General features: G+C 45.4%; 27 protein-coding genes and 1 riboswitch. Of the genes, 19 read left to right on the top strand and 8 right to left on the bottom strand.

Annotation, left to right across the window (positions count from 1 at the left end; all coding sequences use genetic code 11):
- Positions 1–178: 178 nt before the first annotated feature.
- The gene (locus ACRC6Q_RS15265; RefSeq protein ID WP_223642548.1) at positions 179–871 is read right to left on the bottom strand and encodes an LrgB family protein; all 693 of its coding nucleotides are present in this window, start codon (positions 869–871) and stop codon (positions 179–181) included.
- A gap of 2 nt (positions 872–873) precedes the next feature.
- Complete coding sequence (locus ACRC6Q_RS15260; protein ID WP_223642550.1) at positions 874–1248, bottom strand: CidA/LrgA family protein; 375 nt, start codon at positions 1246–1248, stop codon at positions 874–876.
- 474 nt (positions 1249–1722) lie between these two features.
- Between ACRC6Q_RS15260 and brnQ the strand changes: the two genes are divergently transcribed.
- A complete protein-coding gene (gene brnQ, locus ACRC6Q_RS15255; RefSeq protein ID WP_223642551.1) occupies positions 1723–3093 on the top strand; it encodes a branched-chain amino acid transport system II carrier protein in 1371 nt (456 codons plus the stop codon).
- A gap of 106 nt (positions 3094–3199) precedes the next feature.
- Here brnQ and ACRC6Q_RS15250 read toward each other — a convergent pair whose 3' ends face one another.
- Positions 3200–3853 carry a GntR family transcriptional regulator gene (locus ACRC6Q_RS15250; protein WP_223642553.1) on the bottom strand — a complete coding sequence of 218 codons (654 nt, stop codon included), beginning with the start codon at positions 3851–3853 and terminating at the stop codon, positions 3200–3202.
- A 242-nt stretch (positions 3854–4095) separates the two neighbouring features.
- On the opposite strand from ACRC6Q_RS15250, the gene ACRC6Q_RS15245 reads away from it, so the two are divergent.
- Together ACRC6Q_RS15245 and ACRC6Q_RS15240 are read left to right on the top strand one after the other, a co-directional pair.
- Positions 4096–4452, top strand: coding sequence for an STAS/SEC14 domain-containing protein (locus ACRC6Q_RS15245; protein WP_223642555.1), 357 nt, complete (start codon positions 4096–4098; stop codon positions 4450–4452).
- Between the two features lie 33 nt (positions 4453–4485).
- Entirely contained in the window at positions 4486–4842 is a 357-nt protein-coding gene (locus ACRC6Q_RS15240) for an STAS/SEC14 domain-containing protein (protein WP_223642557.1), read from the top strand.
- 214 nt (positions 4843–5056) lie between these two features.
- Here ACRC6Q_RS15240 and ACRC6Q_RS15235 read toward each other — a convergent pair whose 3' ends face one another.
- Complete coding sequence (locus tag ACRC6Q_RS15235; protein ID WP_223642559.1) at positions 5057–5257, bottom strand: hypothetical protein; 201 nt, start codon at positions 5255–5257, stop codon at positions 5057–5059.
- A 118-nt stretch (positions 5258–5375) separates the two neighbouring features.
- Between ACRC6Q_RS15235 and ACRC6Q_RS15230 the strand changes: the two genes are divergently transcribed.
- The 7 genes from ACRC6Q_RS15230 to ACRC6Q_RS15200 all read left to right on the top strand — a co-directional run bounded on the left by ACRC6Q_RS15230 (position 5376) and on the right by ACRC6Q_RS15200 (position 13158).
- Positions 5376–6569, top strand: coding sequence for a class I SAM-dependent rRNA methyltransferase (locus ACRC6Q_RS15230; RefSeq protein ID WP_431466935.1), 1194 nt, complete (start codon positions 5376–5378; stop codon positions 6567–6569).
- A gap of 134 nt (positions 6570–6703) precedes the next feature.
- Positions 6704–7015: a DUF3817 domain-containing protein gene (locus tag ACRC6Q_RS15225; protein ID WP_223642567.1), complete on the top strand. Its 312-nt coding sequence runs from the start codon at positions 6704–6706 to the stop codon at positions 7013–7015.
- Between the two features lie 132 nt (positions 7016–7147).
- Complete coding sequence (locus tag ACRC6Q_RS15220; protein WP_223642568.1) at positions 7148–8365, top strand: MFS transporter; 1218 nt, start codon at positions 7148–7150, stop codon at positions 8363–8365.
- 50 nt (positions 8366–8415) lie between these two features.
- Positions 8416–8976, top strand: coding sequence for a GNAT family N-acetyltransferase (locus tag ACRC6Q_RS15215; RefSeq protein WP_431466934.1), 561 nt, complete (start codon positions 8416–8418; stop codon positions 8974–8976).
- A 28-nt stretch (positions 8977–9004) separates the two neighbouring features.
- A complete protein-coding gene (locus ACRC6Q_RS15210; RefSeq protein ID WP_431466933.1) occupies positions 9005–10750 on the top strand; it encodes an ABC transporter ATP-binding protein in 1746 nt (581 codons plus the stop codon).
- A 62-nt stretch (positions 10751–10812) separates the two neighbouring features.
- Positions 10813–11574, top strand: coding sequence for a MerR family transcriptional regulator (locus ACRC6Q_RS15205; RefSeq protein ID WP_431466932.1), 762 nt, complete (start codon positions 10813–10815; stop codon positions 11572–11574).
- 744 nt (positions 11575–12318) lie between these two features.
- Entirely contained in the window at positions 12319–13158 is an 840-nt protein-coding gene (locus ACRC6Q_RS15200) for an endonuclease/exonuclease/phosphatase family protein (RefSeq protein ID WP_223642585.1), read from the top strand.
- Between the two features lie 45 nt (positions 13159–13203).
- On the opposite strand, the gene ACRC6Q_RS15195 is transcribed toward ACRC6Q_RS15200, so the two are convergent.
- A complete protein-coding gene (locus tag ACRC6Q_RS15195; RefSeq protein ID WP_431466931.1) occupies positions 13204–13857 on the bottom strand; it encodes a queuosine precursor transporter in 654 nt (217 codons plus the stop codon).
- Between the two features lie 12 nt (positions 13858–13869).
- On the bottom strand, positions 13870–14364 hold the full coding sequence (queF, locus tag ACRC6Q_RS15190) for a preQ(1) synthase (RefSeq protein ID WP_298829616.1): 495 nt from the start codon (positions 14362–14364) through the stop codon (positions 13870–13872).
- 97 nt (positions 14365–14461) lie between these two features.
- Positions 14462–14509: riboswitch (PreQ1 riboswitch) on the bottom strand.
- A 105-nt stretch (positions 14510–14614) separates the two neighbouring features.
- Here queF and ACRC6Q_RS15185 point away from each other — a divergent pair.
- The 5 genes from ACRC6Q_RS15185 (at position 14615) to ACRC6Q_RS15165 (ending at position 18120) form a co-directional block, all read left to right on the top strand.
- Positions 14615–15523 carry a cation diffusion facilitator family transporter gene (locus tag ACRC6Q_RS15185; RefSeq protein ID WP_431466930.1) on the top strand — a complete coding sequence of 303 codons (909 nt, stop codon included), beginning with the start codon at positions 14615–14617 and terminating at the stop codon, positions 15521–15523.
- A 151-nt stretch (positions 15524–15674) separates the two neighbouring features.
- Positions 15675–16610 carry a phosphotransferase family protein gene (locus ACRC6Q_RS15180; RefSeq protein ID WP_431466929.1) on the top strand — a complete coding sequence of 312 codons (936 nt, stop codon included), beginning with the start codon at positions 15675–15677 and terminating at the stop codon, positions 16608–16610.
- An 84-nt stretch (positions 16611–16694) separates the two neighbouring features.
- Positions 16695–17222 carry a TraR/DksA C4-type zinc finger protein gene (locus ACRC6Q_RS15175; protein WP_431466928.1) on the top strand — a complete coding sequence of 176 codons (528 nt, stop codon included), beginning with the start codon at positions 16695–16697 and terminating at the stop codon, positions 17220–17222.
- Between the two features lie 80 nt (positions 17223–17302).
- The gene (locus tag ACRC6Q_RS15170) at positions 17303–17665 is read left to right on the top strand and encodes a DUF4440 domain-containing protein (RefSeq protein WP_223642611.1); all 363 of its coding nucleotides are present in this window, start codon (positions 17303–17305) and stop codon (positions 17663–17665) included.
- 56 nt (positions 17666–17721) lie between these two features.
- A complete protein-coding gene (locus ACRC6Q_RS15165) occupies positions 17722–18120 on the top strand; it encodes a thiol-disulfide oxidoreductase DCC family protein (protein WP_146558663.1) in 399 nt (132 codons plus the stop codon).
- Between the two features lie 136 nt (positions 18121–18256).
- On the opposite strand, the gene ACRC6Q_RS15160 is transcribed toward ACRC6Q_RS15165, so the two are convergent.
- Positions 18257–19447 (bottom strand): DUF3238 domain-containing protein, encoded by a 1191-nt coding sequence (locus tag ACRC6Q_RS15160; protein WP_431466927.1) that lies wholly within the window; start codon positions 19445–19447, stop codon positions 18257–18259.
- A 305-nt stretch (positions 19448–19752) separates the two neighbouring features.
- On the opposite strand from ACRC6Q_RS15160, the gene ACRC6Q_RS15155 reads away from it, so the two are divergent.
- Positions 19753–20622, top strand: coding sequence for an STAS domain-containing protein (locus ACRC6Q_RS15155; protein WP_223642627.1), 870 nt, complete (start codon positions 19753–19755; stop codon positions 20620–20622).
- Positions 20623–20690: 68 nt separating this feature from the next.
- Here the strand turns inward: ACRC6Q_RS15155 and ACRC6Q_RS15150 are convergent, their stop codons facing one another.
- Positions 20691–21191, bottom strand: a complete 501-nt coding sequence (locus tag ACRC6Q_RS15150) for a metallophosphoesterase family protein (RefSeq protein ID WP_223642630.1) — start codon at positions 21189–21191, stop codon at positions 20691–20693.
- Positions 21192–21330: 139 nt separating this feature from the next.
- Here ACRC6Q_RS15150 and ACRC6Q_RS15145 point away from each other — a divergent pair, with 139 nt between their 5' ends.
- From ACRC6Q_RS15145 to ACRC6Q_RS15135, 3 genes are all read left to right on the top strand, one after another.
- On the top strand, positions 21331–21624 hold the full coding sequence (locus ACRC6Q_RS15145; protein WP_431466926.1) for a hypothetical protein: 294 nt from the start codon (positions 21331–21333) through the stop codon (positions 21622–21624).
- A 76-nt stretch (positions 21625–21700) separates the two neighbouring features.
- Positions 21701–22237 carry a dihydrofolate reductase family protein gene (locus ACRC6Q_RS15140; protein WP_431466925.1) on the top strand — a complete coding sequence of 179 codons (537 nt, stop codon included), beginning with the start codon at positions 21701–21703 and terminating at the stop codon, positions 22235–22237.
- A 269-nt stretch (positions 22238–22506) separates the two neighbouring features.
- Positions 22507–23130, top strand: coding sequence for a cell wall hydrolase (locus ACRC6Q_RS15135; protein ID WP_431466924.1), 624 nt, complete (start codon positions 22507–22509; stop codon positions 23128–23130).
- The last annotated feature ends 77 nt before the right edge of the window (positions 23131–23207 follow it).

Below are 23207 nucleotides of genomic sequence, written 5' to 3'. Positions count from 1 at the left end.
GAAGCTAGCGCAGCGATGCAGGAGCATGGTTTTCAGTGACGAGGAGGCTGAAGCTGAGCCCACGGAAAGCGAAGTGGCTGGACCGGTTGGGAATTGTGTACCGCTGTTTATTTTGGATAAATTTTGTCTACAGTAAAAGAGCCCTCTTTCCGGTTTGGAAAGAGGGCTCTTTTAGGTTTTACAAAAGCAGCAGCCAAGCAGCTACCGGGCCTAATAAAGCGCCGAATACTGCACTCAAGGTCATCGCAACCGAGCTCATCGAGGCTTCCTGTTGGCCATATTCAAATGCTTTTGCAGTTCCCATGCCATGTGCCGAAGTACCAAGGCCGATGCCGCGGCCGATCGCCGAGTCAATATGCAGCCAGTTGAGCAGGGCAGGCCCGACGATATAGCCCGTGAATCCCGCCACCATCACGAAAACTGCGGCTAGTGAAGGGATGCCGCCAAGGTTGCCGGCAACCTGCATGGCGACTGGTGTCGTTAGTGATTTCGGCAATACCGTCAGAATCAGCTCTTCTGAAAAGCGGAACAGCTGAGTAAACAGAATACCGCTTGCCATCCCAACAACTACGCCTGTCGCAATACCCGAAACAATGGGCAGCAGGTTAGTGAAAAGCAACTTCCTTTGTTTGTAGAGCGGTACCGCCAAGGCGACAACTGCAGGGCCGAGGAGTGTGCCGATCCAGCTTCCGCCCATCATATAAGTATCGTAAGGAATGTTTCCCACTACTAAAATAACGGCGATGATCGCTGTAGAAGCAAGTACCGGATTCAGTAAGGTCTTTCTGTACTTTAGATACAAGGAGTTGGTCAGCAAGTAGATCGCAACGGTCAGAACTGCGAAAAAAGCGGCCAGCAGATTGAATTCCATAATCAGGATCGCTCCTTTCGTTCGGGACTTGCTTTCGCTGTATATTGGCTGACCCACCCCGCAGCCGCCATTGTGAGGAATGTACTGATTATCACGATCGGAATCAGCAGCATGCCTTTCCCTGAAAACAACTCCCCGTATTCAACAACGCCAACGGTAGCCGGGATAAAGTAAAGGGAAAGGAATGCCAGCAGGAAATGCGCTCCGGAATCGATCCATTGGAGTGGATAGATTTTCAGCATAAGTGCAGCAAACAACAAAAGGAACCCGACGATGCTTCCTGGCAACGGAATGTTGAAAAAGTCCTGTACCCCTTCTCCGATCAAATAAAATCCGGTGATGGCGAGAAGCTGAAGAATGATGTGAATGATTTTCAAAGGGAACGCCACCTTCCGGTTAGTTATGAAATGAAAGCCAAATTGTTTCCATAATGAGTTATTTTACAGCATTTCATTTGAAAAGCGAGGACAGATTCCATGCTTCTTCAATTGAATCAGAAATTTCAATGAAAAGTCGGTGAATGTATTTTTAGTGGATAGCTGCATGTCTAGGAGAGTCTTGCAACCTTATGGAATGCTGTCTTAAACTGCATCAGTTTATCTCCCGCAATCGAGTTTTTATGCAGCTCAAAGTATATATACTATATTAAAAAAATGAAGATAAAATTCCGATTCCCGAAATAGACAGAATTTAAGAAAACTTTGAATTATAAAGCTTGCTTTTTAAACGATTTGTTGTATTATTACTTTATGCAATATATCGCATACATTTTTTAAAACGAAAATGTATTATTTCAAGATTATGGATAAGATGATTCAAGCCACCGGCTTTAAATTTAGGAGGAAATGGAAATGGATAGTAAGTTGTCATTTAAATCGTATGCAATAGTAGGGATGATGTTGTTTGCATTGTTCTTTGGAGCAGGAAACTTAATTTTCCCCGCTCAGCTAGGGCAATACGCAGGAACGAATGTCTGGATAGCGATATTCGGATTCTTGATTACCGGTGTCGGTTTGCCTTTGCTTGGAATATTGGCAATCGGTTATTCGAAAAGCAACGACTTGCAGGATTTATCGAGCCGTGTACATCCGGTATATGGACTGATCTTTACAGCCATGCTGTATTTGACAATCGGACCCTTCTTCGCATTGCCAAGAACAGGCGCAGTTTCATATGAAGTGGGGATTGCACCATTTGTTGGGGAAGGGAATGCCGTAATCGGTCTTCTTGTATTCTCCCTCATCTTCTTTGCAGTGTCGTTGGTTGTATCACTGAATCCATCAAAAATGGTGGACAGCATCGGGAAGATTCTTTCACCGGCAATTCTTCTTACGTTGGGAGCGTTACTGGTTACAGCCTTTGTCAATCCAATGGGCAAGCAGGAAGCACCACAGCCTGCTTATGCAAATGATGCGTTCTTTACGGGCTTCACGGAAGGCTATAACACGATGGATGCACTCGCTTCATTGGTTTTCGGGATTATCGTCATTTCAGCCGTCCGCAAACTGGGTGTGAATTCGCCTAAAGGCGTCTTAGCTGCTACGTTGAAAAGTGGAGTGGTGGCAGCGGCAATTTTAGCAATCGTCTACACGGGAATTGCTTTACTCGGATCAACAAGTACAGGAACTTTGGGCCTTTTGGACACAGGCGGACCTGTTTTAAGTGGAGCTTCCAATCATTACTTTGGAACTTTCGGTGCCACTTTATTGGCGGTCATCATCATCTTGGCTTGTTTAACAACTGCAATCGGCTTAACAGTGGCCAATGCTGAATTTTTCCATAAACTGACGCCGAAAATCAGTTACAAGACTTATGTGGTCATTTTCTCTGTCTTTTCGCTGGTTGTCACCAATGCCGGCCTTTCGAATATCATTACGTATTCGATTCCTGTCCTGATGTTCCTTTACCCATTGGCGATCGTGCTGATCATTCTGGCTTTCTTGTCGCCATTGTTCAGACACGCTCAGTTGGTTTACGTATCGACAATCGTCGTTACGTTCTTCATCAGCATCATCGACGGATTAAAGACCTTGACTTCTTCGCTGGGTGTCGCTAATCCGACTTGGCTGCAGGCAGTTGTCGATTTTTACACAGCTTCCTTGCCGCTCTACAACAACGGTCTTGGATGGCTTTTGCCTGCATTGATCGTCATTGCAATTACGACTGTCATTGCCCGCAGCAAGAAACATGTGAAGGTCCAAACGGCTCAACACAACGCTTAATCATCGGCAACAATGGCTGGTCCGGAAAACCGGATCAGCTGCAAAATAAAAAGCTGTATCAAAAGCCCCCTCGCTTTTGATACAGCTTTTTCAATTGTTTAAACACTTATACAGCCGTAAGCTCTTCTATGGTGCGTACCCAATTGGATTTCATGATCTGTGACACTTTTTCCGGATCTCTTTCCTTCAGCGTTTGAATGATCTGGACATGCTCGTCGTAGGAGCTTTTGGTCAACATCAGTGAATGATGGAAAAATTGTCTTCTGACATGGGATTGAAGGCTGCCGAGCATTGAATGGATATAAGAATTATTTGCAGCATCAACGATGATCTGATGGAACTCCTGATCAATTTTTAAAGCTGAAAAACCGTCCTGGCTATCAATCGCTTTGATGAACCGCTCATTGGTTTCATGCATTAATTGGAACGTCTGATCATCGAGATTGGGAATGGCCAGCTCCGCTGCAAGTGCCTGCAGAACAGCAAGTGGCGGCAGAAGATTCTTGAGATCATCTTTTTTTATGTTCGTGACACGAGTGGCTTTGCCAGGAAACATCTCGACAAATCCCTGAACTTCCAATAATTGAAGTGCTTCACGGATAGGGGTTCTGCTTAAGCTCAAAGCTTGTGCCAGTTCCGTATCGATTAATTTTTCTTCTGGTTGCAGAGTGCCGTCAATGATCCATTGCTGCAATTGAAGATAAGCGCTTTCTTTTGCTGAGACACGAACGGGCTTCGAATGATCGACTGGAATAGGCATTGAAAGCTCTCCTTTTTTACTGCTTTTTTTATCAAGCTCCGAGGAACAGCGGGATTGAAAAGTTCCTGCTAAATTGAAGTTGTTGTTTGTCCCATTATACACCAATTCAGACTACCAATGAAATATTTTATGCAATATATCAGTGAATAGCATCAATATGTCTATAGGCTGCCGTTTGCTGACTGCCAAATAGGGAATAGGAAAAGTAACATCAGACCTATAACGGATGGGGAGGAATAGAAATGCTGTCATTTATTCCGAGTCAGGATCCACAGACCCTCGCTTTTGAAGTGAGTGGGACGGTGACAAAAGAAGACCTGCAAAAGCTGGAGCAGTCGATTGAAGAGAACTTTTCAAAAGATCAGCCGTTTAATGCCTATGCCATCATGCAGGAAGTGAAGATGCCGACAGCCAAAGCACTTATGGAAGAAGCCAAAATCGATATGAAGCGCTGGAGCCAATACAATAAGCTAGCTGTCGTCAGCGAAAAGAAATCACTTGAAACGATGACCACTATCAGTGATTTTCTCCCAGGCATCAAAGCCAAACATTTCAATATGGATGAAATGGAGCAGGCATGGAGCTGGATTAAAGAATGAGCAGTTTAGACAATGAACCGGAGGAGGGGACATATGCTATCTTTTGTGCCAAGTAAAGACACAGAAACCATCGCGATTGAATTTGAAGGAACAGCGACGCGTGAAGATGCATTGAAGATCGACAAGATTATCCAGGAGAAGTTTGAAGACAAAGGAAAGTTCAATATTTATGCCGTGATAAATGGCGTTGAAGACGCTGTTTTTACGGGTCTTGGAGAAAGCATGCAGGTGAATATGGATGCATGGAACCAATTCCATAAATTCGCCGTCATCAGCTCCACTCATTTGAATGAGCAGCTGACGGAAATGGAAAGCCTGCTGCCGAAGCTTGAAGTCAAGCATTTCCAAATGGATGAAATGAATGAAGCCTGGGAATGGATCCAGGAGTAGGAAAAGCGCAAGCGCCCGTGTAGATTCGACGGGCATAAGACGCGCTGGCGAAGCGGCGTTTTTTCAGCCGCCCAGCTAGAGTGGCTTATGACCCCAGAATCTGGGCGCTGGAGCCTGGCCACTAAATGGAAAAGCTGAAAAGTTTATTTTATAAGCATTGAAAAAGCGTTTCGCAGATAGCATGCGAAACGCTTTTTTTTTGCAGATAAAGGATTTATCCCTCCACTTTAATCAAATCCGCTTTGACGATATGAAAAATGCTCAGGACAATCGTTTTTCCTTCCATATCCTCGACAGGGAACAGACTTACCGCGACACCGGAGAAATGGTCTTCCAAAGGCCCTTCAATCCGGATATTCTCCAGGTGTTCCCCGGTCGTCAAGAGAATGTTGTAGACATGGAACTTCTGCTTCATGGCAATTCCTCCTATGGGCAGTCTTGGAAAATTCACATGGCCAGGGTGGGAATAAGGACAGCTATCGTATACACTAATTATAAAGCAAAATGGTGTTTTACAGATAGGATGAGAAACGATGAAATCGGAAATTTCAATTAAACTAACAGATAAATTCAAGGCGGAATATGCCAAGGGCTACCCGTTGATCACCAAAGAGGCGTTGGACAATCCGGAGGTTCTGCAAACCGAGGGCAGCATCCTGAAGCTGACAGACAAGCAGGGACGGTTCTTGGCAAAAGGCTATTATGGCCAGCAAAACAAAGGCTTTGGCTGGATTTTGACGCGCGATGAACAGGAAGCCATTGATCAGGCGTTTATTGAGCGCAAGCTGGCAACAGCTATTGCCCATAGAAAATCGTTTTTCAACAACCCAGAAACGACGGCCTTCCGCGTCTTTAACGGGGAAGGCGATGGTTTCGGAGGATTGATCATCGACTATTACGACGGCTTCTATCTGCTCAGCTGGTACAGTGAAGGGGTATATACCTTTAAAGACCAGGTGATTGCGGCGCTTCAGAATGTTGCTGAATGCAAAGGCATCTACCAGAAAAAACGCTTTGATACAAAAGGGCAGTATATTGAAGAAGACGATTTCGTTACAGGCGAGCGCGGTGAATTCCCATTGATCGTCAAAGAAAACGGTGTGAATTTTGCTGTTTACTTAAACGACGGAGCCATGACGGGGATTTTCCTGGATCAGCGGGATGTCCGTAATGCCATTAAACAGAAGTATGCCAAAGGCAAAACCGTACTCAATACCTTCTCGTATACAGGTGCTTTTTCAGTAGCGGCAACACTTGGTGGAGCGGTGAAGACGACGAGTGTCGACCTGGCGAAAAGAAGCTCCAGCAAGACAATCGAGCAATTCAGCGTCAATGGCATCGATTACGAGACCCAGGATATCCTGGTGATGGACGTCTTCAATTATTTTAAATACGCCAAGCGGAAAGAATTGAAGTTCGACGTGGTCATTTTAGATCCGCCAAGCTTTGCGCGTTCAAAAAAATACACGTTCAGCACTTCTAAGGACTATACGAATCTGATGAAAGAAGCGATTGCCATTACGGAAAAAAATGGCGTCATTGTCGCTTCGACCAACAGTGCCTCTTTTGGCATGAAAAAGTTTAAAGGGTTTATCGATAAAGCCTTTAAAGATCTTGGCGGAAAATACAGCATTGTTGAGGAATTCACATTGCCGAGTGATTTTCGCGTACAAAAGGAATTTAAAGAAGGCGATTACCTGAAAGTTCTTTTCGTGAAATTGGGCTGAAGGAGTAAGTGTTGGATCGGCGTTTGTGACGAAAAATTGCAGAGGGAGCCAAATGCTTCTCCATTTCTATTGCTAATCCCTGTACAGCAATCTGCTGTGCTTCTATAATGGAAGCAGATTGTGAGGGATAGTGGATGTTTAAGAATGCATTGGGAACATTTCGTTTCATGGGCTTGCTTGAAGGCGGTTCGTTATTGATCCTGCTTTTTGTTGCGATGCCATTAAAATATTTTGTTGGATTTCCGGAAGCGGTCAGCGTGATCGGACCGATTCACGGAGCACTGTTCACTGTCTATATCTTAGTGACTGTCTACATGACATTCATCTTCAGATGGCCGTTCCGTTTCTCCATCGGAGCCGTTGCTTCGGCGTTCCTGCCGTTCGGCAATTTCGTTTTAGATAAACGGCTTGAAAATTGGCAGCAGCTGAAAACTTCTGCTGCATAAATGCCTCAAAATTGATGAATCAGACACCTGCAGGCTTTCCTGCAGGTGTTTTTATTTGGGGTTATCGAAAGGTGCCGAACTCCTCTATAATGGAACTATTGTAATTTACAGATTTGTATTGGGGGTAACACCATGGCGAAAGCGATAAGTTCTTCTTCTTTAGCCGGAAATCCAGTTTATCCGGTAATGTTTGCGATTGGCGGCTGCCATTTGCTGAATGATTCTTTACAGGCAGTAATTCCGGCGATGTTCCCGATACTTGAAGCGGATCTCGGATTAACGTTCACTCAGTTGGGCTTGATCGCTTTTGTGCTGAATATCGTAGCATCTTTGCTGCAGCCGGTTGTGGGATTCATCAGTGATAAAAAGCCGATGCCTTATGCACTTCCGCTCGGCATGACAAGCTCATTTTTTGGCATTGCAGGATTGGCGTTTGCCCCTGAATATTGGATGATTCTCGTTTCGGTCATATTCCTGGGTCTGGGTTCTGCTGTTTTCCATCCGGAAGGCTCGCGTGTCTCCTATATGGCGGCTGGGTCCAAGCGAGGCTTATCCCAGTCGATTTACCAGGTAGGGGGGAACTCGGGCCAGGCGCTTGCTCCACTGATCAGTGCTTTCATCCTCGTGCCGCTCGGCCAGATAGGCGCTGCCTTGTTCCTGTTTGTCGCTGCGCTCGGTATTTTTATCCTGACGAAAATCTCCATCTGGTACAAGCGGCAGCTGGAGCAGGAAAAGCTTCAGAAAGTGAAGAAAGTGTTATTGTCTTCTCTGCCGGAAATGACGAAAAAACAAGTAGGTATTGCATTGGCCCTCCTGATGATTATTATTTTTGCCCGTTCTTTCTACGTCACCAATATGACAAGCTTTTATATTTTCCACTTGATTGAATCTTATGGCCTGACAATTCAGCAGGGCCAGCTGTATGTGTTCCTGTTTCTTGGCGTCGGAGCGGCCGGTACCTTTTTCGGAGGGCCTATGGCGGATAAAATCGGCCGGAAGAACGTTATTCTTCTTTCCATCATCGTCCCGATTCCGCTTGCCGCTTTATTGCCGTACCTGCCGCTTTACGCTGTGCTGATTTTCCTGGCATTGATCGGATTTTTCATTATGCTGAGTTTTTCCGTCACGGTCGTCTATGCCCAGGAACTCGTGCCAAGCAAAATCGGCACGATGGCTGGATTGACCGTTGGCCTGGCTTTTGGCATGGGTGCGATCGGTGCTGTTGTCATCGGTATTTTAATGGATGCCATCGGTGTCTACGAAACGATGGTGGTTGTATCCTTCCTGCCGATTATCGGCTTGGTCGGCCTTTGGCTGCCGCGTGACCGGAAAATAGTCGCCGCTTCTTAAAGGGGAGTGTGGCCGTTGGAATGAGTTAAACGAGTAGAGGAGAATGCTGGATGACGAAAAATTTGCCGGAAGTGCCAACAGAAATAACAACGGAGCGTTTGCTGCTGCGGATGCCGATGCCTGGAGATGGAAAGGTGGTGAATGCAGCGATTCAAGCTTCACTTGAAGACTTAAAACCATGGCTCGGATTTGCGCAGGAAGAGCCGTCTCCAGAGGAAACGGAAATCAATCAACTGGAGTCGCATTTGAATTTCCTGAAACGGGAATCCCTTCGTTACCTGGTTTTTGATAAAGAGACAGGAAACTTTATCGGCTCTACTGGCTTCCACGCCATTGAATGGGATGTGCCGAAGATGGAAATCGGCTATTGGCTGGATTCGAGAGCGACCGGAAAAGGATACATGGCAGAGGCCGTTTCGGCATTGACCGATCTGGCTTTCACCACACTGAAATGCAATCGCCTTGAAATTCAATGCGACGCTGAAAACCTCAAAAGCCGCGCCATTCCTGAAAAGCTTGGGTTTATCCTGGAAGGGACGCTGAAGAATGACGAGCGCTCTGTGGACGGAAAACGCTTGACCGATACATGCATTTACGCAAAATTCGCTTGATGCGACCCAAAGAACAGGGGCTTTTATTATGAAGAAGCAAGACAAAGACAAAGATGCAGGTCTGAAGCCGTTCATTTCGCTGTTATTGACACTGAAGATTCCGAAGCTCGCACTTGCAGTGGGGTTGCTTGCCAGTTTAATTACGACGCTCGTCGGCCTGGTGGTCCCATTGTTGACGAAAAACCTGGTCGATGGTTTTTCACTCGACTCGCTCAGTGTTCCGTTGATTGCTGGAATCGGCGTTGCTTTTATCGTGCAGGCCATCATCAACGGGGTTTCGATTTACTTGCTGAGCATGGTGGGGCAGCGGGTAGTAGCAGGCTTACGGGAACGGATGTGGGCTCAGTTGATCCGGCTGCGCGTCAGCTATTTCGATCAGCACTCCAGCGGTGAAACGGTGAGCCGGGTCGTCAACGACACGGGCATTGTCCGGAATCTGATTACGGACCATTTTCCATCCTTTGTCACGGGCATCATCTCCATTATCGGGGCCGTGATCATTTTGGTCATTCTGGACTGGAAGATGACACTGGTCATGATGTTGGCGGTCCCGCTGACGATTGCGGTGATGATCCCTTTAGGGCGCCAAATGGCCAAGATTTCCCGGAATCTGCAGGATGAGACTGCGCATTTTACAGGCCATGTCCAACAGACGTTAGGGGAAATCCGTCTGATGAAATCCTCGACAGCTGAAGATACGGAAGAAACCAAAGGCGTACAAGGCATCCATAAATTGTTTGCGCTCGGCATGAAAGAGGCGAAAATCTATGCCTTGATTGCTCCGCTGATGTACTTGGTGGTCATGGTCGTCATCGTATCGATCATCGGCTACGGCGGAATCCGCGTGGCGAATGGGGAAATGTCCACAGGATCGCTGGTCGCTTTTCTATTGTATCTATTTCAAATCATCGTCCCGATGGCGACTTTTGCCCGATTTTTTACAGAACTTCAAAAAGTCAAAGGCGCCACAGAACGCATCATCGGCATTTTGGAACTGTCCTTGGAAGATCGGGAGCAGAAGCCGGACATGGATATTGCCGGTAAGGTGCTGAGAGTAAGAGGATTGAGCTTCGCCTATGAAAAAGGGGAGCAAGTCCTTGAAGATGTAAGTTTTGAAGCGCAGCCTGGGGAAATGATTGCATTTGCGGGACCGAGTGGCGGCGGGAAAACAACGGTTTTCGGCTTGATTGAGCGATTTTATGAGCCGTCATCCGGTGAAATCTCGATTGGAAATATCCCGATCAATGAAATTTCAATCGCTTCCTGGCGCGATCAGATCGGTTATGTCTCCCAGGAAAGTGCCATGATGGGCGGTACGATCCGTGCCAATCTGACCTATGGCTTGCCGGATCCTGAAACAATTTCAACCGAAGAGCTTTGGCGCGTGGCGCGTATGGCTTATGCGGAAGATTTTATCCGTGGCTTCGCTGATGGATTGGATACGGAAGTAGGAGAACGCGGCGTCAAATTGTCAGGTGGCCAACGTCAGCGGATCGCGATTGCCCGGGCTTTTCTGCGCGATCCGAAAATCCTGATGATGGACGAAGCGACTGCAAGCCTGGACAGCCAGTCAGAAGGCATTGTTCAGCAGGCGTTAAGCCGTTTGATGGAAGGGCGAACCACTTTGGTGATCGCCCATCGATTGTCGACGATTGTGGATGCGGATAAAATCGTCTTTATTGAAAAAGGGCGCGTCACGGGCATTGGCACACACCGGGAACTGACAGCTTCCCACTCCCTTTACCGTGAGTTTGCTGAACAGCAATTAACTTGACTGGATCACTTGACCTTGACGCAACGTCAAGGTGTAAGCTGGGTTTATCAGGAGGTGGTGAGATGGAATACACCGTACAAAAACTAGGGAATTTGGCTGGAATCAGTACAAGGACATTGCGCTATTACGATGAGATCGGGCTCTTGAAGCCGGCAAGAAAGAGCTCGTCAGGGTATCGGATCTATGGCCAGCAGGAAGTGGACAAGCTGCAGCAAATCCTTTTCTATCGTGAACTAGGCCTGGATTTGGAACACATAAAGAACATCGTCAACGATCCCGGTTTCAGCAGCTCCCAAGCTTTAGAAGAGCACCGGGAAAAACTTCACGCCAAACGACTGCAATTGGACCTCTTGATAAGCAATGTGGAAAAAACCATTTCTGCAACAGAAGGAGAGAGCATCATGGCTGATAAAGAGAAATTCCAGGGCTTTAAACAACAGCTGGTGGAGGATAACGAAAAGCAATATGGAGATGAAATTCGCGGCAAATACGGCGATGATCTAGTCGACCGATCCAACGTGAAAATGCTGAACATGAGCGAAGAGAAATACCAGGAGTTCATACGCCTGGAGCAGCAGGTACTGGACCAGTTGGCAAAGGCCCTCAGAACAGGCGACCCATCGAGCGAAGCGGCGCAGCAAACGGCTGATCTGCATCGCCGGTGGCTGGGCTTTACGTGGCCGACCTATAGCAAGGACGCGCATATGGGGCTTGCCGAGATGTATGTGGCAGACGATCGCTTTGCTGCCTACTATGACAAAGTAGAGCCGGGAGCTGCACAATTCCTGCGGGATGCGATTGAGGTCTATACGGCACAGCAATAACAGAAGGGAATTTTAACTGCGGACAACTCCGAAAACGGGTTGTCTGCATTTTTTTATGTCTGGATTGATTGTGGGTGGAGGTGTACTGGATTTAGATTTCAATGAACGTGCATAAATTCTAATAAGCGTGCGTAAGCTTTCCGGAACGTGCATAAAGCTGAAATCAGCCACAGAAATAGACTGTTGTATGGATCAAAGATGAAGTTATTGCAGCGGGAAGCCTCATTTTTAGCTTATCCGTCTCCACTTTTCGTGTTGTCCAGTTGCAAGTGCCTAGCTCTTCGGGTCATAAGCCAACCCGACTGCGTGGCAAAGAGCGCCACACTGCCGGTCTGTCGTATGCCTTTCAGAGCTGATCAGGCACTTTCACTTTTCGTGTTGTCCAGCTCCACCGGCCAACTCCTTGGGATGTAAGCCACGCTGGCTGTGCGGCTGAAAACATGCGGCTTCGCCAGAGCGTCTTACACCTGTCGGAGCTGAACGGCGTCTCCGCTTTTCGTGTTGTCCAGCTCCAGCAGCCAGCCTCTCGAGTCGCTTCAGCCTGACCGGCAATGGCAAAGAGTGCCATTACCGGTCAGGCTTCCAGCGCTTGTCGAGGCTTAACGGCCGCTTCCGCTTTTCGTGTTTACAAATTCATAACAATCATTTACACCCTTGTTATAGCAATTTTTTTTCAACTTGGTATACTGAAACCAATTAAAGCAGCTGCCAACGATTCGTTTTATTCGAAAAGGAGAGGTTTGCATGCACGGGAAGAAAAAGAAGGCGCCAATTGTAAAAGTCATGTCGTTCAATATTGCTCATGGTCTTGGGATGGATGGAATAGTTGATTTGGAGAAGACAGCTGAAGTCGTGGAAGATTCCTGTGCCACAATTATCGCCCTGCAGGAGGTTGACCGTTATTTTTCTGCCCGCAGTTCATTTGTCGACCAGGTGGAATGGCTGAGCCAAAGACTTGGCATGTATGCGGCTTATGGCGCCAATATGAATTTTGTGCCTGAGGATTCAGAGCGGCCGAATCGGCAGTACGGCAATGTGGTGCTAAGTAAATACCCGATCAAGTACGTAGAGAATCATTTGTTGACCCAGGTCTATTGCCCTTTCGGCAATAACGAGCAACGTGGAATTTTGGAAACCGTCATTGAAGTGGATGGCAATTACTTAAGCGTCTTCAATACGCATTTGGCGCTGAAGGATAGCGAACTCGCCGTCAGCATCGATGAAATTCTGGGGATTACAGGGAAAAGCCGTTTCCCGCGCATCATTGCAGGTGATTTCAATGCTTCTTCTTCAAACGTTCACATGCAAAAACTGACAAGCCATTTTGAAGATGCCTTCCTGCAAATGAAAAGAGGAGATGCCTATACGTATCCTTCTCCTTATGTGAACAACGAAACGGAAGAAGTTTTTTGGCCGGCGACCCGGATCGACTATATTTTTTCAGACAGTGAAGTTGAAGTTGTTCAGACAGCGGTTATTGAAACATCGGTTTCCGATCATTTGCCGATTGTGGCAGATCTGGTACTTGCTGGTGTTAAAGCGGGCAGTAAAGAGCGCGCACAGAAAGCACGCGCGAGAGTATAAGCAATTGCTCTTATAATCTACTATAACCATAAAAAACCGGAAGCTCTATTGGAGAGCTTCCGGTTTTTGGTGTCCGAAAATTTGTTTGCCGGATTGCATTTCACGTCTGCATACTTTGACCAACAAATAAACCAGCGGTGTATCCGCAGCAGCGACCAGTAATTTAAACAGGTATTGTGTGAAAATCATCCCGAGTAATGCGCTGGCGGGCATGGTTCCGTAAAAAGCAATGGAGATGAAAATGCTGGTATCGACCAATTGGCTGGTCATTGTAGAAGCATTATTGCGTACCCACAGCTTGGAATTGCCATGGCGCTGTTTCAGCTTGTGGAAAATGCTGACGTCCAGGTTCTGGCTGATGAAATAAGAGACAAGGCTGGCCAACGTCACCCGGAAGCCTGCGGAAAAAATCGTTTCAAAAGACTGCTGATCTGCAAAGAAGGGTGCAGACGGCAGATGGATGGCGAAGAAAATGAAAGCCAATGCGCAAAGCTGGGTGACAAATCCTGCTGTAACAGTTTGTCGCGCAGCTTCTTTGCCGTATACTTCCGCAATTGTATCTGTAATGGGGAAGGTAAAGACATAGACGATGACAGCCGCCGGCAAAACAGCCCATTCACCGATGCTGAACAACTTGACTGCTAAAATATTCGATAGGATCAATAGGCCGACAAATGCGCCGTTCAAGTAAAGTAACATTTGTTCGGCCCCTTAGCGATTGGTAATCGTTTCCGGATTCATGTCGTGGTTCATCATCCGGTACGATGCCATTTCTTCGTATTTTGTGCCTGGTTTGCCGTAATTTGTATAAGGGTCGATGGACAATCCGCCGCGCGGCGTGAATTTCCCCCATACTTCGATATAACGCGGGTCCATCAACTTGATCAAATCATTCATAATGATATTGACTACATCTTCATGGAAGTCTCCATGATTGCGGAAGCTGAACAGATAAAGTTTCAACGATTTGCTTTCCACCAGTTTTTTGTCTGGAATAAAGCTCAAGTAAATGGTTGCGAAGTCAGGCTGTCCTGTCTGCGGACAAAGCGATGTGAATTCAGGACAATTGAATTTCACGAAGTAGTCCCGGCTGTGCAGATTGTCGATCGGCTCCAAAATCTCCGGGTCGTATTCAAATTTATACTTGGTGTTCTGATTGCCGAGCAATGATAAATGATCGAGTGTATCTTCGTTTCTTCCTGCCATGAAAAACGGCCTCCTTTAGATGGCCGGCTTGAAAGAGGGCTATAAAAAACGGACAAAAGAAAAAGCCAAATCGCATGTGGATTTGGCTGAGTTTCGACAATCCATAGTTTTTTATAGAGGGTGAAATGCTATGAACCTCTCCCGTTGCCGGGTTATTTACTTTTCCTCATCTATCGTATAAGACTTGCTATTCGTTGTCAATCGGCCAATTTTGGTAAAATAACAGCAAGAAGATGGAGGCGATTGCGGCATGGGACATCATCATGAACATAATCATTTTGAAGCGGCAAGGGCCGGCAATAAAAAAGCATTGGTTCTGGCGCTCGCCATAACCGCCGGCATCATGGTGCTGGAATTTTTCGGCGGCCTATTTACGAATAGCCTTGCCTTGATTGCGGACAGCGGCCATATGTTATCGGATACCGTTTCACTTGCACTCAGCCTATCAGCGATCTGGTTTGCTGGAAAAGCAGCTTCTGCGAAAAAAACCTATGGCTATTTCCGCTTTGAAATCATAACCGCCTTCATCAATGGCGCGACCTTATTTGTCATTGCGGGCTTTATTGTTTATGAAGCCATCGAACGCTTTTATGAACCGCCGGAAGTACAAGGTGGCTGGATGCTGATGATTGCGGCAATCGGTCTCGCAGCTAATGGTTTAAGTGCGTGGGTGCTCAACCGCAACGCAGATGTCCAGGGCAACTTGAATATGAAAAGTGCCTATATGCATGTTATTGGGGATGCGCTTGGTTCAGTCGGTGCCATAGTGGCTGGTCTGTTAATTCTCTTATTTGACTGGACGCTGGCGGATCCCATCATTTCCGTATTGGTTGCTTTGCTGATTTTGCGGAGTGCCTGGGGGATTCTCAGAAATAGCCTCCATATATTGATGGAAGGCACGCCCCATACAATCGATGCACCAGAAGTGAAGAAACGGCTTCTTGGAATTGAAGGGGTATTGGATGTCCACGATCTTCACATTTGGACCATTACGTCCGGACTCAACCTGTTTACCTGCCATATCGATGTGACAGTCGAAGCAGATGAGCAAATAGTTCTTCAGGATGCGTTAAAGCTGGTTCATGACTATTGTGGAATCGAACATGCGACCATTCAGATTGAAAAACCGGAAACTGTGCACCACTCACTGGAAGTGTAACTTCGTGTACTCCAAGGCAACTGGATTTCGGCTATTCTATAGAAGAACAATCAGTATGTTTACCAGCAGTCAAACACGTTACTAAATTATAGAATCCTTATTTGTTCATGGTACACTAAAGCTAAAAGATAGGCAGAAAGGAGTGTCCAGGATGGCAGGAAATGAACAGCCCGGCTTGCAGGCGCAATCACTGAAATGGATAAAGGCACAGCTTGGAGAAACGGTAGAAATAACAAGCGTTAAGCCATTTAAAGGCGGAACGTCCTCCACCTTGTTTGAATTAGCTGTTCAAGAGAATGGAAATGTCCTCTCGTACGTTCTCCGATTTTTCCATAAAGCTGATTGGTTGGAAAAAGAACCTGATCTGGCAAAACACGAAGCAGATAGTCTTCAGTTCGCTGAACAAGCCGGCTTCCCTGTTCCTCACTTAATTGCTTATGATGAAACAGGAGAGGAGAGCGGGATGCCTGCCGTCTTGATGACGAAGGTGCCTGGTTCTGTGGTACTTCAGCCAGCAAATGATGAAAAGTGGCTGGAAGGCTTGGCAGCAGCTTTGGCTGAATTGCATCAAACACAGGCAGAAGGCTTTCCTTACGAATACTTTTCCTACAATAATGCGTTTTTATTGGAAAAACCCAAATGGTCGAAAAGACAGAACGATTGGATGCGTGCTTTTTACATTGTAGCCGGCAGCCGTCCCGCAGCTGAGGAATGTTTCATTCATCGTGATTTCCATCCAGCTAATGTGTTGTGGGAAAATGGGGAAATCAGTGCCATCGTGGACTGGGTGAATGCTTGTCGGGGGCCTGCAGGAATTGATGTCGGACATTGCCGGGTCAATTTGGCCCAGATGTACGGAATTTCTGTAGCCAATGATTTTTTGGCAGCTTATCAGCGCAATGCCGGCAGTCTATTCACATATGATCCTTACTGGGATCTGGTTTCGCTGACGGATATATTGGATGGTTCGCCAGTAGTGTATCCGGGATGGGAAGCTTTTGGCATGAAAGGCTTGTCTGATGAGTTGATGCGTCACCGTTTGGATGATTATTTATTGAGTTTGCTGGACCGTTTTGACGATTTTTAAGCGGAGTACGACGATACTTTCAGGTTTGATTTCCCCGATAAAGGCAATATATAGGATAAGTGAGTTTTTTGAGGAGGAAATCGGATGAAAGATCAACAACTGAAACAATTGAAAAAGCAATTGGAAGAACAAGTGGAATCTCTGGAAGAGCGTGTGGAGAATACAGAAGAGTTCGAGACTACTGAGCTTTCAAATTATGATAACCATCCTGCTGACAATGCTACCGATTTATACGATCAGGAGCGCGGCATGGCGTTGACACAGTTTAAAGAAGAAGAACTGGAGGAAGCGAAAGCAGCTTTGGCAGCAATCGAAGACGGCACATACGGCAAGTGCCCAGTTTGCGGAAAAGACATTCCGTTTGAGCGGCTGGAAGCGTTGCCGACTGCATTGACTTGCATCGATCACGCGGATCAAGTACCTGATCTGGAAAGCCGGCCGCCAGAAGAAGATGTGCTCCAAGCTTCCACAGCCCAGCCGGTTGAGAAGGAAGACAGTGCTGTTCGCGATTACCAGGACAGCTTTGAAGACGTCGAAGATTTCGGGTCATCTGATACGCCTCAAGATCAGCCAAATGAAGATCCAGAGGACTTCTTTAAAGATGATAAATGATATGGCCCCCTGCCGTTAGGCAAGGGGTTATTTATATACTGAGTTCATTTCCCGGGAAATAATAGGTGAGGAGAATAGGAATGGATAAATTGACAGAAGAGATTTATGAGTTGGAATGCAGTCACTTGAAGCCTGAGTTCCGAGTTTCAACAGAAAAGCTGGGCCAAGTGCTGGACGATGAGTTTTACGAATTTGGCAGTTCGGGCGGCATCATCAAGCGCTCGCATTATAATGGGAATCATCCGTTGAATCCGGATTCTATGGAAATAAAGTCTTTCGTTATGCACGAATTGGGTCCGGATGCGGTCCTGACCACCTATCAAGTCCATAATCACAAGACTGGAAAATTAACGAATCGAAGTTCAATTTGGAAAAAAAGACAACATGGCTGGAAATTATTTTTTCATCAAGGGACAGTTTCAACCGGTAAGGTGTTTCAATAAAGGCAAAAGAGGATATTTAGATAACAGAACTATTTTCGGCAAAGGAGGAAACCAATATGGAACATGCCATTGTTTTATTTGATGGAGATTGTAATTTTTGCGATTCAAGTGTTCAATTCATTATAAATCACGATCCGGCCGGCTATTATCAATTTGCTTCGCTGCAAAGTGAAGTCGGACAGGAACTTTCAAAAAAATATAAGGTGCCTGAGGATGTCGACAGTGTGGTTTTGATAAAAGATGGACAGGCATATGTGAAATCTGAAGGTGCTTTAATGATTTCAAATCATTTAACCGGTCTTTGGAAGCTGGCCTATTACCTGAAACCATTCCCACGCGCGATCCGTGACGGAGCGTATGATATAGTAGCCAAAAACCGTTACAAGGTATTTGGCAAGCTGGACAGCTGCATGCTGCCGCCGCCTCATATCCGTAAACGTTTTTTAGATAAGTAAGAGAGTAAAGGTGGAAGCGCCTCTGTAGATTTGAGAGATATTAAACAAACTAGTGAAGTTTGAATAACTAAAATAAACAAAGCCCGAATCCGGAGTCAGTTCCGGTTCGGGCTTTGTTTAATGAATGAAACAGTGCTCAATAGAAATTAGAGATCCGCCAATACTGGCTGGCAATCGGTCCGGCCATATAGGCCAAGCCTTCACTTTCGGTCTGATGAATTTCCATCCATTCACCATCATCGAGCTTTAAGTACACTTCATGATTTGGTGATTGGTCATGTATTCCGATAATGTCATAACTGCCGTCCCGGTAAAAGGCAGCAGATACTTCATAATCGATATTCGGCGAAGTGGTGATCGGGTTTCCGATACTGTGCTTTAATGTGACGGAAACTTTATGGCCTGTTTCTTCAATCTTTTCCAATTCGATTCCTTCAGAAGAAGCTACGTCCGCCTTACTGAATTTTTTTCGCCAATTGTATCCGATGGTGGGACCGACATCCTTATCGTACTCGAATGACGACTCTTCTTCTTTCAAGTCAACAGTGAAACTCACTTGTGTACGGTAATGCAGTGAGTCCGGATCGAACTCCCGGCCGTCACCTTGGAAATAAGGGAAAGGCGATAAGAGATTCGGATTTTTTAATATCAGCTCAGGCAAGAAGGTGTTGTAGCGGAACTGCCAGACTGGATAGATTTTTGGTTTTTCCTCATCAGACAATAATGAATCCAAAGGAGCGATTTTTTTAGTCAGCCAAAACTCTTCCATGGCCGCTTTCTCCTTTGACGAATTCCAATTCAGCGTGCCAAAAATTTTGGCCAGAGTGAATTTTTCTTCACTGAAACGCTCTTCGGATTTTGCTACAGGACGTTTTCCGCGAATCCAGTAGGTGAATTCTTCATTCATGGGCACTTGGCGGTCGGTGTATTGATTTCTTTCGACAGTTTCAATAAATTTTCCGTTGCAGTAAATATCGAATTGGGTAATGCCTTCAATTTCTCCCCATGCTAAAGAAATCCGGCTTTTAGAAACGATGGTTGTCAGCACAATTTCTTCCAAGCGGTTAATGCTGTCTTTTTTTCGGTTTTCCGTTCCCGTATGCAGCTTGATCTTATCTGTCCAACTTCCTGAAGCGTCCAACCGTTCAAGGGTATAGGTATACAATTCGCCTTTTTTTAATCCTTCATCTTTAAACAGATTTTGAGTGCCGGTATAAACAATCTGTTCATCTCTTTTTACCCGGCAGACATCTTCTGTATCAGTCCATCTAAAATAAATCATTGTTTCGGATTGTTCCAATACCAAAATATCCATTTCGTTTGCCATTTCCCCACCTCCACATGCTATTGTTATGCATATACCCTTTTTAACAAAAGAATGAACCCGTTATTGAAGGAGCGAAATATTTGTTACACAAATTAAATGTAGATTTAAGTATTTTAACTGTATAATTAAGGTAGTAATATAGGCATATTCGGTTTTTATTTATTTTCCAAGCGGATAACATGCAGCTTGCATACCTTTTTTTCTATTGCGTATCTTTACATAATAATTATTTACTCATCGATTTGAATCTTATCAAGAAAATATAGAGAACAAAGAGATTGAACAAAAGGGATGGGGGAATGGCAATGGATACTATTCAGAAGGCAAGAGCTTTCAGCAACTTTGATGAGGCGGCGGCTTATATTCTACAGCTGCTGAGTAAGCAAATTGGGATCAATTCCTTATTTATCGCCAGAAATGATGGGACAACAAACCACATTATTAAAGTTCGCAACTCAGAAAAAGAATTGGTCGAAGAAGGCAGTTCCATGCCTCTTCCTCACTCCTTTTGCAGCTTGAGCATCAACCATGGTCCGAAAGCATTGGTTATTGAGGATGTCTCTAAAAATGAGATGACCCGTTCTATGGACATTGCAGCAGATTATGGACAAGGCACCTTTGTCGGCGTTCCGGTTTATTATAACGATGGCACTGTTTACGGCACTATTTGCGGATTGGATGATCAATACTATCGGCTTTCTGAAGATCAGCTCTACACATTTGAAATGATGTCGACATTATTGACTTATGTGCTGGAACTCGAGAAAGCCAATCATCAGATTCAAACATTGACTGCTCCGATTGTCCCCGTCACTAAAGGGGTGGCCATCGTTCCGGTAATCGGAGAAATTACGGCACCGCGTGCACAGGTGATCATCGAGCACGTTCTGGAACAATGCGGCAAAGAGCCGATGGAGTATTTGATCATCGATGTTTCAGGGGTTTTGCAGATCAACACTGTCGTTGGGGAATACTTGCTGAAGCTCGTGAATATCCTTAAAATAATTGGCGTAACACCGGTCATCACAGGAATTCAGCCTTTTATGGCGTTGAAGGTTCCTCATTTTGCGGCTGCACTGAAAGGTGTATTAATTGAAGCCAATTTGGAATCGGCATTAAAGCAGCTGGGCTTTGTATTAATAAAAGACTGCAAAGAAAAATCAGACTCCCTGTGAAGGGAGTCTGATTTTTTATTGGATAAGATTAGTAGTCCAATTTATTGTGGCTTTACCCTTCGGGGCGACTAGCTTTCCTTATCAAAAAAGACATGCTTGAGTTCCCAGGAATCGCCGATTTCGAGTAAACCGAAGGAATACTGTTCCTGCCTGCGCTTGTCGGTTGGGGAGCCGGGATTGAACAGGGTGACCCCTTCGACTTCCCGCATAACCGGGGTATGGGAATGTCCGAATACGATGATGTCGACATCATCATTACTGAAGCTGTCAAAAGCCTGCTTCTCAGTAGGTTTTCGGTCACTGTCGCCATGGACCACACCGATGGTTAAATCTCCGAACGTGAGAATCTTTTTCCGGCCAAACTTTTCGAGGATGTCCCATGGATCGACATTGCCGGTGACGCCATCAATTTCTGCATATGCCGCCAGTTCATGGTAAACATCCATCGTCTGCCAATCGCCGGCATGGATGATGAAGTCAGCTTCCTGACATGCATCCACTAGCTGTTGGGGCAATTTCTTGGCGCGGAATGGAATATGTGTATCTGAAACAATAACAATCTTCTTCATCTGAACGCCTCCAGTCAAATTCTTTCTTTCACTTTACCAAATAAACCCTCTGACGTCGAAAGCCAACTGTCAGGATTACATTTCCAATAAACAGGGAAGTAAAGAGTATAGGACGACGAAGATAATCGGAGGGATATTCATGAAAAAGAATACTACCAAAAAATTTGTTTATACAGGAGCCGCAATGGCGGGCAGCCTTCTTTTGTTGACTGCCTATAAAAAGAACCAAGCAAAAAAGGTCTGGGTTTATGAAGATAATGACATGAGAAACAGTGTAACGGTCGATCAGGAAGAAAGCGTCAATGCTGATATGGATGAAGCGGAAATCGGGTTGACCCAATTGGATTCTGCTTATCGCTCTGAATGGCAGGCAAATGGCTTTCCTCAAACCCATAAAGCAATGAAAGAACTGAAAGAACTGGAAAGCAAATAAAAACAAGGTCTCAGTTTTGATGCTGGGGCCATTTTTTTGATAGCTTCATTGAAAAAATCGTTAAGGAGGAAGTCGTATGGTGAATGAAAGAAAAATTGTTTGTTACATCGCGGCTAGCTTGGACGGGTATATCGCAACTGAAGACGATTCCCTCGAATGGCTTTTCAAGACAGCGGGGGAAGAAGAAGGAGGCGCTGGATACGACGAATTCATGGAGACCATCGATACAGTGGTTATGGGACGCAGAACCTATGATTGGGTAATGGAAGCTGAAAAAGGGAAATTCCCTTATCAAGACATGGAAAGTTATGTCTTTACTTCTTCTTCCGCAGAAGAAAACCCTTATGTGAATTTCACGAATCAGGACATCTCCAGCTTCGTAAAAGATCTCAGAGAGAAACCTGGAAAGGATATTTGGGTGATTGGTGGGAGCAAGCTGCTTCATAGTTTTTTGAAAGAAGATTTGATTGATGAATGGATCATTTCGCTCGCTCCTGTCCTTATCGGAAAAGGAATACCATTGTTTCAAGAGCAGGACGTTGAGCGCCGCTTGAAGCTTAAGTCGGTAAAATCATATGGGCAATTTGCGCAGCTGCATTACGGAAGATTATAGGGAAAGACAACAGGCGGTCGAGGATTTCTCGGCCGTCTTTTGCTTTGCTTCAATCAGGACATTCACCTCTTTTTATAATAATAAGAGAAAGTACCTAATTTCTAGAGATAAAAAACCCTTATTTTTTGCATAAAGACAATAAACTATTACTTTTGGTCATTTTATCGACAGAATTTGAGTAGTTACGAGGGATTGAATTCTTATAATTCCAATTATATACTATTAAGAAGAATCATTTGTAGATTCTTGGAATAGAAGGGAGAGAAAGCATGAAGAAATTAAAAGTATTGGTATTCGCTTTATTTACAGTTCTATTCTTAGGGTTTTCTCAAACCTCCGCAGAAGCACATTCTCCAGATTTGTATGAAGGGGTAGCTGGACAGGATGTGTCAGAACTTCAAGCAACCTTGAAAAAACTGGGCTACTTCCAGACGGCACCTACAGGTTATTATGGATCTATCACTAAAAATGCAGTCATTCAGTTCCAGCGTGATTTCAATGTTCCTGCTACTGGTTTTACAGGTCCGTTGACACGAGCGAAACTTTCGGATGTTGATATGATGGCACGTGTCGTACACGGAGAAGCACGTGGAGAAAACCATACAGGTCAAGTAGCGGTAGCAGCTGTTATCCTGAATCGTATCGATTCTTCCCTATTTCCCAATAGTACATACAATGTCATTTTTCAGCGTAACGCGTTTACTGCTGTAAATGACGGGCAGTACAAATTCAAGCCGAACGCTTCAGCTTATCAGGCTGTGAAAGAAGCTGTAAAGGGCTCAGATCCATCACTTGGTGCAACGTATTATTACAATCCAAGCGGCGTGACGGATACGTGGATTTTCTCGCGTACAACTATCACGAAAATCGGCAAACATGTATTTGCAAAATGATTTCAAGCATCGCCCTGAAAAAACAGGGCGTTTTTTTATGGAATGAAACAGAGCGCTGAAAAGAGTTATACTGAGAA

It is taken from the genome of Planococcus sp. SE5232 (assembly GCF_050686535.1).
GTDB lineage: Bacteria > Bacillota > Bacilli > Bacillales_A > Planococcaceae > Planococcus.
The sequence above is the reverse complement of the archived record's forward strand: the minus strand, read 5'-3'. Positions and strand labels throughout refer to the sequence as shown.